The sequence below is a fragment of the Actinomadura keratinilytica genome (assembly GCF_039539665.1).
Lineage (GTDB): Bacteria > Actinomycetota > Actinomycetes > Streptosporangiales > Streptosporangiaceae > Spirillospora > Spirillospora keratinilytica.
The window spans coordinates 1-11408 of sequence record NZ_BAABDO010000164.1; the positions used below are offsets into that span (position 1 = coordinate 1).

The 11408-nt window shown below is 72.8% G+C and carries 8 protein-coding genes and 2 CRISPR repeat arrays; of the genes, 6 read left to right on the plus strand and 2 right to left on the minus strand.

Annotated features, from left to right (window positions below):
* Positions 1–117 precede the first annotated feature (117 nt).
* Positions 118–1061: a CRISPR direct-repeat array (repeat unit 28 nt; unit sequence GGACCATCCCCGCGTGCGCGGGGCCGAC).
* A 95-nt stretch (positions 1062–1156) separates the two neighbouring features.
* Positions 1157–1402 carry a hypothetical protein gene (locus ABD879_RS30130; RefSeq protein WP_345025121.1) on the plus strand — a complete coding sequence of 82 codons (246 nt, stop codon included), beginning with the start codon at positions 1157–1159 and terminating at the stop codon, positions 1400–1402.
* On the opposite strand, the gene ABD879_RS30135 is transcribed toward ABD879_RS30130, so the two are convergent.
* Both ABD879_RS30135 and ABD879_RS30140 read right to left on the minus strand, forming a co-directional pair.
* On the minus strand, positions 1385–2107 hold the full coding sequence (locus ABD879_RS30135) for a hypothetical protein (RefSeq protein WP_345025122.1): 723 nt from the start codon (positions 2105–2107) through the stop codon (positions 1385–1387). The two genes, ABD879_RS30130 and ABD879_RS30135, sit on opposite strands and share 18 nt — an antisense overlap.
* A 199-nt stretch (positions 2108–2306) precedes the next feature.
* Positions 2307–2795, minus strand: a complete 489-nt coding sequence (locus ABD879_RS30140) for a hypothetical protein (RefSeq protein WP_345025123.1) — start codon at positions 2793–2795, stop codon at positions 2307–2309.
* 303 nt (positions 2796–3098) lie between these two features.
* Between ABD879_RS30140 and ABD879_RS30145 the strand changes: the two genes are divergently transcribed.
* The 5 genes from ABD879_RS30145 to ABD879_RS30165 all read left to right on the plus strand — a co-directional run bounded on the left by ABD879_RS30145 (position 3099) and on the right by ABD879_RS30165 (position 9582).
* Positions 3099–4031, plus strand: coding sequence for an RNA polymerase sigma factor (locus tag ABD879_RS30145; protein WP_345025125.1), 933 nt, complete (start codon positions 3099–3101; stop codon positions 4029–4031).
* Positions 4028–5419: a helix-turn-helix domain-containing protein gene (locus tag ABD879_RS30150; protein ID WP_345025126.1), complete on the plus strand. Its 1392-nt coding sequence runs from the start codon at positions 4028–4030 to the stop codon at positions 5417–5419. Before ABD879_RS30145 ends, ABD879_RS30150 begins: the two co-directional genes overlap by 4 nt.
* 339 nt (positions 5420–5758) lie before the next feature.
* Positions 5759–6895 carry a ParA family protein gene (locus tag ABD879_RS30155; RefSeq protein WP_345025127.1) on the plus strand — a complete coding sequence of 379 codons (1137 nt, stop codon included), beginning with the start codon at positions 5759–5761 and terminating at the stop codon, positions 6893–6895.
* The gene (locus ABD879_RS30160; RefSeq protein WP_345025128.1) at positions 6892–7857 is read left to right on the plus strand and encodes a ParB/RepB/Spo0J family partition protein; all 966 of its coding nucleotides are present in this window, start codon (positions 6892–6894) and stop codon (positions 7855–7857) included. Before ABD879_RS30155 ends, ABD879_RS30160 begins: the two co-directional genes overlap by 4 nt.
* A gap of 540 nt (positions 7858–8397) precedes the next feature.
* Positions 8398–9582, plus strand: coding sequence for a tyrosine-type recombinase/integrase (locus ABD879_RS30165; protein WP_345025129.1), 1185 nt, complete (start codon positions 8398–8400; stop codon positions 9580–9582).
* A 650-nt stretch (positions 9583–10232) separates the two neighbouring features.
* Positions 10233–11381: a CRISPR direct-repeat array (repeat unit 28 nt; unit sequence GGACCATCCCCGCGTGCGCGGGGCCGAC).
* Positions 11382–11408: the final 27 nt, after the last annotated feature.

An 11408-nucleotide genomic window follows, 5' to 3' on the forward strand; every position in this document is an offset into this window, starting at 1 on the left:
ACCCTCACCGAACCGGACACCCCCAAAGTGCCGCACCTGGGCATGCGGCCGGTCGCCCCGGCGGTCATCCCGGCGTGGGCCGACGGCCACGATCGGGTCTACGGCCAGCGCCATGTCGGACCATCCCCGCGTGCGCGGGGCCGACCAACCGCACCCGCGCAGCCTAGCGACCGGCCTGGGACCATCCCCGCGTGCGCGGGGCCGACACACCGGCCACTGCCGGTCAAGGGACCTTCGGGGGACCATCCCCGCGTGCGCGGGGCCGACCTGCCGCCTTGGCCCACTGGCCGCGCAGGTGGGGGACCATCCCCGCGTGCGCGGGGCCGACTCGTGGCCGGGCCTGGTGGACGCGGTGACGGCGGGACCATCCCCGCGTGCGCGGGGCCGACGATGCCCTGGCGCGGCATCTGCGCGCGGCGGAGGGACCATCCCCGCGTGCGCGGGGCCGACCGCTCGTGGCGGATCCGCCAGTGCACGCGCCTGGGACCATCCCCGCGTGCGCGGGGCCGACGTCCACACGCTCACCGCGCGCCGTCGCGTCCCGCGGACCATCCCCGCGTGCGCGGGGCCGACGACACGGCCGCGATCAGCTCATCAACACCCGGCGGACCATCCCCGCGTGCGCGGGGCCGACTCAAACCACTCGGTCCGCTCCTGCTCGGCCAGGGGACCATCCCCGCGTGCGCGGGGCCGACCCTGTACTGGCGCCGCAGGGTGATGACCGAGACGGACCATCCCCGCGTGCGCGGGGCCGACGTCGTCGGGCGGGTCCATGACGCGGGCGCGCCCGGACCATCCCCGCGTGCGCGGGGCCGACCGTGACGCGGACGGTGTCGCCGCCACCGTCGGCGGACCATCCCCGCGTGCGCGGGGCCGACGACGTCCGGCCGGTCGATCGCGGCGAGGATCTGGGACCATCCCCGCGTGCGCGGGGCCGACTGCTCGGCGCCTGCCAGCGGCTGGCGGGTGTGCGGACCATCCCCGCGTGCGCGGGGCCGACGGTGCGAGCGCCCACAGGTCACGCGGGCTGCTCGGACCATCCCCGCGTGCGCGGGGCCGACACTTGCTGACCTGGGAGTCTATGCCAACAAGAGCCAGTTTTCATTTAGTTGGATTTGCAAACCCTCGACCGGTCTTCGGCTGTGAGTGCGCCGCTGTGTCGACGTTTTGGCAGAACGGGGCGGCGACGGACACGTCCTGTGAGCCGTGCGATCTGCACCCCGCCGACATCGACCTGCTGCCCAGGGACGGGCGCCGCCACCTCGGGGTTCTGGAGCAGGTCATGCGCCGGCAGTGGGATCCGGTCCACGGCAACCCGCCCGACGAGGTGATCGCGGCGATCGGCTGCCCGCTGTCCAGGGGGGCGCTGGGCGGTCTGCGCCTCCTATGCGACGTCGTCTGATGCGGTGACGGCGTCGAACTCCCGGTACAGCGTGACCGCAGTGCGGACGGCGGGCAGGTCGGCGGCCTTCTCCCCCAGCGCCCGGCCGAGCATGCCGAAGTAGTACACCAGCGCGGCGTGCTGCCGATGGGTGGCCTGGTAGCCGTCCAGTGCGACCTCGATGTCCTCCATGATGTCGACGGCCTCGCCGTTGCCCGTTGCGGCGATGTCGTTGAAGGCGCGCACCAGTGCGGCGGCCGCGGTCCGGATGCGGGCCCCGTTGCGCAGCGTCCACGCCCGCTCGGCGTGCTCGGCGTCCGCCGACTCCTCGGTCCGGCGGGCGCGGTCGGCGACGGCGGCGCGGAGCCGGTCGCGCCGCTGGTCGGCGGCCTGCGGAGTGGCCACTCCCAGATCTCGGGCCAGGGCGCTCCACGGCACCTGCTGGTCGCCGTCCTGCCGGCAGATGTCCAGCGCCCGCAATTCCAATTCGTCCAGCCGGGCGCGCTGGGCCCGGATCAGCCGCAGCGCAGCGCGGGCGTCGGCCACCTGCACGCGGCGCGGGACGCGCCTGTGCTCCAGCACGTAGGTGATGACGTCAGCCGGTGCGTCCGACCAAAGGTGCAGGTCATCGTCGTGTTCGGCAAGGCGTCGCCGGTGGACCTCCTCCACGATCCGCTCAACCTCGACCGAAGTGGGAGGCGGATCGAGCGGGCGCCGTGCGGCCATGCGAGCCACCTTCCTGCAGGCTTCAACATCATGTTGAAGCCTGCAGGAGAACGCGTCTCGGGTCCACCGGTATGGCGAAGAGCCATGTCCGTTTCCGTCGTTTGCGCTCCTGTTGGTCCGCCGTCTGCCCCTGCGCGTTGGCGGACGTCCTGTCGCACTCGGTGTACTGGCTGGTGGACGACGCTGCCTGGGGTGGCTGTCAGCGGCCGGGGTCATCGGTGCGGTTGGAGGAGGCGGCCTGGTCGCGGGTGATGGCCATCATGTCGCCCAAGGTGGTGGGGTTGGTCCAGCCGCGTTCGCGTGCGTAGGCGCGGGCATCGGCGCGTTTGCGGGCGGCGACGGCGGGGGTGTCATGGGGACCCGCCAGGGCGGCCTTCGCGGTGGCGTGCAAGGCGCGGCCGTCGTCGCGGGTACGGCGCATCTCCGGGCGGTGCCGAATCCACGTCTGAATGGTGTCCTGGAACACCACCGCCAGGCCGAGGGGAAGGGCGACAGCAGCGACCAGGGCGGCGACCTTGAAGGCGAGGCCCACGTCGCCGGTCTGCTGCCAGACGGCCAGGGCGGCGCCGGTGGGCGAGGCGGCCAGGCCCAGCAGCAGCGTCGTCCACGGCCACGCCCGCCCCCCTGTCCCCTGGGACGCCGCGCCGGTCCGGCCGGTCCCGGCGGGCGACCGGCGGCCACCGGCCACAAGACGCGACGCGGGGGCCGGGGACGTGTCCGGCTGTGGCCGAGGTCGGCGGCGGGTGCTGCGGGGCGGTCGGGTGATGGCCATGATGGTCGTCTCCAACTGTGCGTGGCTGCGCCTTGTGATGTGCCGTACGCCGACGGCTGTAGATCGGCGCGCCCGGGGTTTGCCTCAGCCGGGGGTGATCCATACCGAGTCGATCTGGCCGCGGAAAAAATCCGAGTCGGGTGAAGCAAACCCGCCGCGGCGTCATCTACACCCCGTGCAGGTACGGCCATCCAGGCCAGACCCGAACTGGAGGAGCCGATGGGGCGAGCCGAGGAGGCCGGGGAGCCGCCGCGGCCAGACTCGCCCCGGATACAACACGGCGAGCGTCCGGACCAGGCCACACCCCCGGCCGACACCGGGGCGGAGCCGGGCGCGGGCAGCGGCGGTCTGGCGATCACTGAACGGCAGCTGCGGGCTCTGGAGGCCGAGGTCGCCGCCGCCGACCTGGAGGAGGAGGATTTCTCCAGCGAACAGGAGAAGGCGCTCGCCGAACGCGCCCGGCGCCGGACGCACGAGCAGCAGCTGGTGCTGGCCATGCGCGCCGAGGGCTTCGACGGACCTGTCACGCACACCTGGATGGCCGAGACGGCCGCGTACGCGCTGGCGGTGCTGATGAGCTGGATGCGCACCGGGCAGATCGTCGCGGAATGCAAGGCCAAGGGCCGTCCGATCGCCCTGGTCGAGTACGGGCCCGGCCGCTGGACCCGCGCGGACCGGCAGGAACTGGCCGGCGAGACCGTCGCCCGCGCCCTGGGGTACTTCATCACCAAGGTGCTGGCGGCCGGACGCTGGGACCCGCAGGGCGGCGCCGGCCTGAACACCTTCTTCATCGGCGCCTGCCTGTTCCAGTTCTCCAACGTCTACGACCGCTGGGCCCGTGAGCAGCGCGCCTGGGACAGGGCGGGCGGAGTCGGCCTTCTGAACGGCGATGACGCAGACGAATTGACGGCGCCCGAGGGGCAGTGGGAGGACCCCACGAGTCGGCAGGTGTTGAACCGGGCACGCCGCCGGGAGATCCTGCAGGCGATCGCCAACCCGCAGACCCGCGCCGCCGCTCGGCTGATCCTGGCCGACAAGACGATCAAGGAGGCGGCCGCCGCCGTGGGGATGAACGAGAAGACCCTGCGGACCCGGCTCAGCCGCTTGAGGAGCAGCGCGGCCTGGGACTCTGTGCTCGGGGAGGAACGATGATGGGCAGCACCAGCGACGACGTCGGCGCTCAGAACCTCCCGACCGGCACCGCCGACGACGACACCCGCATGTTCGCCCCTGCGCCGGGTACGGGGGCGCGTCCAGCGCGGGAGGCCCGTCAACTGCAGGTCGTAAAGCTGTGGAGGATGCTGCGCAACCACATTCCCTCCGACGCCCCCACTCCGCTGGATGTGCTGATCGCCGAGGCGACCGCGGGTGCCGAGGTCCTGGACGCCGACACCATCAGTCGGCGGCTGCAGCGGGCCGCCGACGCCGGGCGCGAGCAGCCACCGTGGGATGAGATCGTCAACCAGCCGTCCACGCGCCGGACGCTGGCCCAGGTGCTGCGCGCGCTCAGCCTGCTGGAGCACACCGCCCTCGGGACCACCGGTGCACGCCGGCTGCGCGACCGGCCCGACGACGGCCTGATCAGCGAGACTCTGGACGCCGCCCAGGCGTTCTCGCGTTCGAGCTCTCCGCCAGACCACCAGGAGGCCCTGGTGGCGGTTATCGACATCCACGAATTCGCGAATCGTCCCGAGCACGGCCAACTGGCTCTGCGAGAAGCCATGTACCGCCTCCTTCAGCAGGCCTTCGAGCACAGCCTCGGCGCGGGATTGGACGGCGCGCATGTCGAAGACCGCGGCGACGGGGCGCTGGTAGTGCTCCCGCAATGCCCTCAGCCCGCTGCGGTCCCCAAGCTGGTCGACGAGTTGCGCACGCGGCTACGCGCCCACAACCGGGTGCGCACCGCCGAGACCGCGTTGCGCCTGCGCGTCGCCCTCCACACCGGTACGGTCCGCGCCAACGACTACGAGGTGTCCGGCGGAGCGATCATGTTCGCCTGTCGGCTGCTGGATGCCCCTGTCGCGAGACAGGCCATAGCCGATGCCGACGCCCACCTGGTGATGATGCTGTCCCGTTCGCTGCATGCCCGCAGCGGCGCGTCCGACGCCGCCGGGATGGACCAGTTCCGGCCCGTGCACTTCCATGTGAAGGGGATCGTCGGGCAAGGCTGGCTGCTGGTGGACGCCACTCCCCCGCCCTCGGCATCTTCGGAACGTCCGGACGATGCCGACAGTCAGGCGACCGGAACAGATGCAGGACGGTCCGCCGCGAGCGCGCCAACGGCCGAGGATGCGCCCGCGCAACCCGTCGCGTTCCCATCCGTCCGTTCCCGACGCAGGATAGAGGCACCTGACCTGTCCGAAGACGACTTCCGGCTGCTGGCCCAGATCGCCTCCGGTGCCACCACCGAGGACGCCGCCGACAACCTCCAAATGTCCGCTCGAACCGTACGACGTCGCCTGCGCCAGATATGCGACCGCCTTGAGGTCGACACCCCGATCGAGGCGGTGGTGTGGGCCGCGCGGCGCCACCTGATCTGATCCTGGCCCCGCACCGAACCGTCCCGACGGCACCCGGACGTCGAGATCCTGTGCGCGGCCTCCTCGTTGATCTCGGGGGTCGCATTGCGGTGCGGTTGCCGGGCGCACCGCGGTGCGGCCACCTGCGGTGACCAATCGCCGGAGAGGCGGCGATGGACGGGACGAGCAGCGTTCCCAGATGCGGCCGAGCCTGGACCGCTCCGGCGGTGAACCGCACCCGCTCGCGTCCGCCCGGGACGGCCCAGTGGGAACGGCGTTAACACCGCTTTGACCATCCCTTGGGATTAGGTACCGGCGTGTTGCTGCAGTGAATCATGAGACGTTAGTAAGGTAACGCGCATGGCTGGAAACAACGAGCGTGAGGAGCGGGAGAAGGTCGTCTCCAAGCTCCCCTCCTGGCTGCGGCAGGACCTCAAGGTCCGGGCCGCCGAGCTGCGAATGGACATCCAGGACGCGGTCGAAGCGGGCATCCGCGCGTGGCTGACCGCCAAGACGCCTCCGGCGGAGGTCGACACGTCCGGTGCCGAGTCCTTCAGCACGTGGCTCCCGCCGGGGCTGTACGACGACGACTTCAAGCCCGCCTGCGCGTCCCGCGGGGTCTCCTACGTCCAGGGGCTGGCGCAGGCCGTCAGCCTCTGGCTGGACAGCAACCCCTCCCCCCGGGCCGCGGTCCGGCAGGTGCCGCGCCGGAAGGTCGTCGGCAACCAGAAGGGCGGCGTCGGCAAGACGGCCGTCTCCGCGGGGATCGCCGCCGCGTACGCCGAGAGCGGCGAGAACGTCCTCGTGGTCGACTACGACCCCCAGGGCCACCTCACCAACCAGCTCGGGGTCTCCCCCATCATCGCGGGCGAGGACAGCCTGGCCCGCCACATGTCCGGCGAGCCCCTCGGCCACATCCGCGACCTGGTCGTCCGCCTGGACGGCTTCGGCGGGCGCCTGCACGTGCTGCCCGCCTGCGCCGACGGCTTCCTCCTGGACGTGAAGCTGTCGCAGGTCCGCGCGCGGGAGGCCGCGCTGGAGCGGGCGCTGGCGCCGCTGGAGGACGACTACGACGTCATCATCATCGACTGCCCGCCCAGCCTCGGCCTGGCGATGGACGCCGGCCTCTACTACGGGCGGCGCCGCGACGGCGAGCGTCCGCGCAGCTCGGGCGTCCTCATCCCGGTGCAGGCCGAGGACAGCTCCGCCGACGCCTTCGGCATGCTGATGGAGCAGATCGCCGACCTCCAGGACGACCTGCAGATCCAGATCGACCACCTGGGCATCGTGGTGAACCTGTACGACGCCCGCCGCGGCTTCATCGCCACCTCGTCCCTGTCCAACTGGGAGAAGCTCGGGGACCCGCCGGTCGTCGCGGTCATCCCCGACCTGAAGGAGCAGCGCGAGGCCGTGCGCAAGCACCAGCCGCTGCTCGCCTACGCGCCCAAGAGCGAGCAGGCGGCCGTGATGCGGGAACTCGCCAAGGAGATCGCGTGAGCAAGGCCGACCAGCTCGGAGACTCGCCGTCCTTCGCCGCCGCGACCCGCACCCGCAGCATGCGCGGCAAGCTCATCTCCACCGCCACCGGCGAGGCCGCGCCGGCCGCCGCCGCGCCCCCGCAGGAAGGGCCGCCGCGCACGATCCCGATCGGCGACCTGGCCCACAACCCGTTCAACCCGCGCAACGACGTCGGAGAGATCCAGGAGACCGCCGACAGCCTGCTGTCGCGCGGGCAGATCCAGCCGATCACCGTCGTCACGCGCAAGACCTTCCTGCAGGCCCATCCCGGGTCCGAGGACGCGATCGGCTCCGCCGCGTACGTGGTGCTGGACGGCAACAGGCGCCTGGCGGCCGCCCGCCTCGCCGGCCTCGACGAGCTGCGGGCCGACGTCAACGACGCGCTCGCCGGCTCCTCCGAGGACATGCTGGAGTCCGCGCTCATCGCCAACCTGCACCGCGAGGACCTCACCCCGCTGGAGGAGGCCCGCACGCTGGCGAGGCTCGTCGAGGTGCACGGCTCCCAGCGGCAGGTGGCGCGGCGCATCGGCAAGTCCAACGTCTGGGTCAGCCAGCGCCTCGCGCTCCTGGAGCTCACGCCCGAGCTGCAGGAGGAGCTGAAGTCGGGCGACCTGACGGTCGAGGACGCGCGGAAGATCGGCAAGCTGCCGAAGGAGGAGCAGGCCGGGGCGGCCCAGGACGCCAAGGCCGCCCGGCAGGCGCGCGTACCGCGGCAGCGGGAGAAGCCCCGGCCCGCGGATGAGGGACCGGCGAGCGGGGCCGAGGGTGTTAACGCCGTTTCCACCCCGAAGCCCCGCACCGAGGGCGCCCCCGCACGCTCCGCCTCGGCGCGGGTCGCGTCCGACGGCGAGGACGTGGCGGCGATCGCCCGGGAGCTGCGGTCCCGGCTCACCCGCGAGCAGTGCGAGGAGCTCGCGAAGCTGCTCGTCCAGGAACACTGATCCGCACAGCCTCATGCCGTGCGGAGACGTGCCCACCACGAACGGACGGGACGTGGGGGAGGCAAGCCCCTCCCCCACCCTCGTCCACTTGCCCGGCCCTGACGGCCTGCATGGTGTTAACGCCGTTCCCACTCGGCTGAGGGAGCGCTCCGTCCGCGGCGGGCCGTCACACCCTTCCCACCTGCCACTGTCCTCGAACCCACCTGTGCAGGAGGGTGTTAACGGCGTTCCCACTCGGGAGCGATAGAGCACGTCTCCGGTGTTAACGCCGTTCCCACCCCGTTGGTAGAGCGCCACGTCTGCGGCGAGCCGTCACACCGTTTCCGCCCGCCGCCGTTCCCAAGCCCGTCTGCACCAGAGGGTGTTAACGCCGTTTCCACCCCTGCCGCGGTGGAGGGCATCCCCGCGGTGAGGTGTTAACGCCGTTTCCACCCGAGGTGGTGGAGCGCGTCCCCGGTGTTAACGCCGTTCCCACTCGGCCGCCGACGCCGATGGCGCAGACACGTCTACGATTCGGCAACAGCCCTGACCGGAGCCGCCATGGATGACGAGCCGCCGACGCTGGAACCCACTGCCGTGGTCCCCCGCCCGCCCGCCGGGACGCCGGGCCTTCCCGACGGCCGACCGGGCGGCCTCCACCCCGCCCACCTGCACTCCGCTCCCCCGCCGGCGCCGCTGCTGGTGTCGGTGGGCGACATCCCCGGCCTGCGACCGCGCCGACGCCGAGGAGACGGCGGCGAGGTCGCAGGCGCCGACGTCGACCTGATCGACCGGCTCCCCCGCTCCGGTCCGTCCGCCAGCTGGCCGACGGTGGCGGCCTGGCTGCGCGCGGGCAAGACGGCCGCCACCCGCCGCGCCCGCCTGGCCGACACGGCGGCGTTCCTGCGCTGGCTGGCCCTGGCCGCCCCCGGCACCGGCCTGTGGGAGGTCACCGAGGACATGCTCGTCGCCTACGCCGACGAACTCGGCACCGGCACCGGCGCCGCCGCCGAACTCACCCGCGGCGGACGCCCCCTGCGCGCCGCCACCGTGGCACGCCGCCTGTCCACGCTGTCGTCGCTGTACCGGTACGCGGTGCGCCGCCATGTGATCCCGGCCAGCCCGGCCGCCCACGTCGACCGCCCCGAGGTCTCCAAGGAAGGCCGGACACCGGCGCGTCCCCTGGAAGAAGCGGCGGCACTGTTGGCCGGTGCGGAGACCATCGCATCGGAGCATCCCGCCGACGCCGCCGCCGTCGCGCTGCTGGTCACCACCGGACTGCGCGCCGCCGAGCTGGAGGGGCTGACCGTCGGCCGGATCGGCACCGACGCCGGGCACACCGTCATCCGCTTCCGCGTCAAGGGCGGCAAGGAGATCCGGGTTCCGCTGGCCGACCGCGTGCACGCCCTGGTGCGTCCGCTGACCGTCGGCCGCACCGCCGCAGACCCGCTGCTCGTCCGCGAGGACGGCCGCCCCTTCGACCGCTGGCGGCAGACCACCGCGCTACGCCGCGCCGCCCGCGCCGCCGGCCTCGACCCCACCGCGCTCACCCCCCACGTGCTGCGCGCCACCGCCGCCACTCTCCTGCTCGGCTCCGGCGTGCCGGTCGAGGACGTCCAGGAACTACTCGGCCACGCCTCCCCCGTCACCACCCAGCGCTACGACCGCGGCGCCACCAAGCTGGAGCAGCACGCCGCATACAAGATGGCCGCCCTCCTCGCTCCGAAGGCACGCGCCCCCGAGTGAACCGGCCGAAGTGCCCCGCTCTCGGCAGCGGCTCTGGCCTCCGGGCGAAGTGCCTGGCCCTCTGGTCGGGCGCAGCCGGGTGGAAACGCCGTTAACACCCGTGGCTCTGCTCTCAGCGGCAGCTTGCCGGGCAGCCCTCGGCCACCAGCCGGTGCGGGCGGTGCAGCTGCTCTGATGGTCTGAGCATCAGCACCTCCTGGGTACCGCCGTCGCCGAGCATCCCAGTTCTCGCGCAGCGGTGGTCCGACGCCAGGGTGAGCTCAGCGGGGTGGGAACGGCGTTAACACCTACCGCGGAACCCTTGCCTTGCTCTGCAGCGAGTTGCCAGCTGGCAACCCTGCCCATCAGCCGGAGCAGACGGTGCAGGTGTTCAGGCAGTCTCAGCATCGGCACCTCCCAGGCCCCCCTCGCCGAGCTTCCCACTTCGCGCAACGGCCCCGGGCCCGGGTGAAGCGCGTGAGCGTCAGGTCGGGCAAGCGGGGAGTGGGAACGCCGTTAACACTCCTCAGCCAAGAAGGGAGCGCAACGCTCGGGTGGGAACGGCGTTAACACCCGCCCTGGAAGCGCACCCCTTGCCCAGCGACAGGTTGCCCGGTGGCAACCCCGCCCCTCAGTTGGAGCGGGTGCTGCGGGCGTCCAAGTGGTACCCGGCGTCATCCCCGCGTGCGCGGGGCCGACAGGATCGCGGCGAGCAGCTCGGCTTGGGGCTCCGGACCATCCCCGCGGTGCGCGGGGGACCATCCCCGCGTGCGCGGGGCCGACCTCAGGAACGAGTAGCCCTCGGTCCAGTAGTAGGGACCATCCCCGCGTGCGCGGGGCCGACCCCATTCGCAGACAGCCTTCGGTCAGGCACCTCGGACCATCCCCGCGTGCGCGGGGCCGACCGTGCCGCGCCCCTGGTAGGTCCTGACCAGGTCGGACCATCCCCGCGTGCGCGGGGCCGACCCCCTGGCCACCACCGGGCCCATCGTGTGGACGGGACCATCCCCGCGTGCGCGGGGCCGACCGTGCGGGGACCGGGTGCTGTAGGGGGCGGACGGGACCATCCCCGCGTGCGCGGGGCCGACACGGGCGCACGCCCGGGGAAGTTGAGCCGTACAGGACCATCCCCGCGTGCGCGGGGCCGACTCCCGCTGCTGCTGCGCGGCCGTGGTCCTGTAGGGACCATCCCCGCGTGCGCGGGGCCGACCACCGCGACACCGGCCGCCGCGGCACCATCAGCGGACCATCCCCGCGTGCGCGGGGCCGACATCTTCACGCGCGGCATCGAGCTGCTGCGCCGGGGACCATCCCCGCGTGCGCGGGGCCGACCGCGCCGTCGCGTCCCGCCGCTCCGCGGCGGCCGGACCATCCCCGCGTGCGCGGGGCCGACGAGGTGATCACGTGAAGCTCACGGCGTACGAAAGGACCATCCCCGCGTGCGCGGGGCCGACGAGCAGCGCGGCCAGGCCATGAAGGGCGGCCGGGGACCATCCCCGCGTGCGCGGGGCCGACGTGGTCGACCCGGTCGCCGGGCCGAGCACCGTCGGACCATCCCCGCGTGCGCGGGGCCGACGACATGGGCCGCGCCTGTGCGCACTTTCAAAAAGGACCATCCCCGCGTGCGCGGGGCCGACATGACCCTCACCCTCGACAACCGCGACGGCCGAGGACCATCCCCGCGTGCGCGGGGCCGACCCTGGCCGTGTCCTGGAACATCCGCCATGTCAAGGACCATCCCCGCGTGCGCGGGGCCGACACTCTCTCCGGTAGGCGACGTGGAACCGGACCAGGACCATCCCCGCGTGCGCGGGGCCGACACTTGCTGACCTGGGAGTCTATAGCGG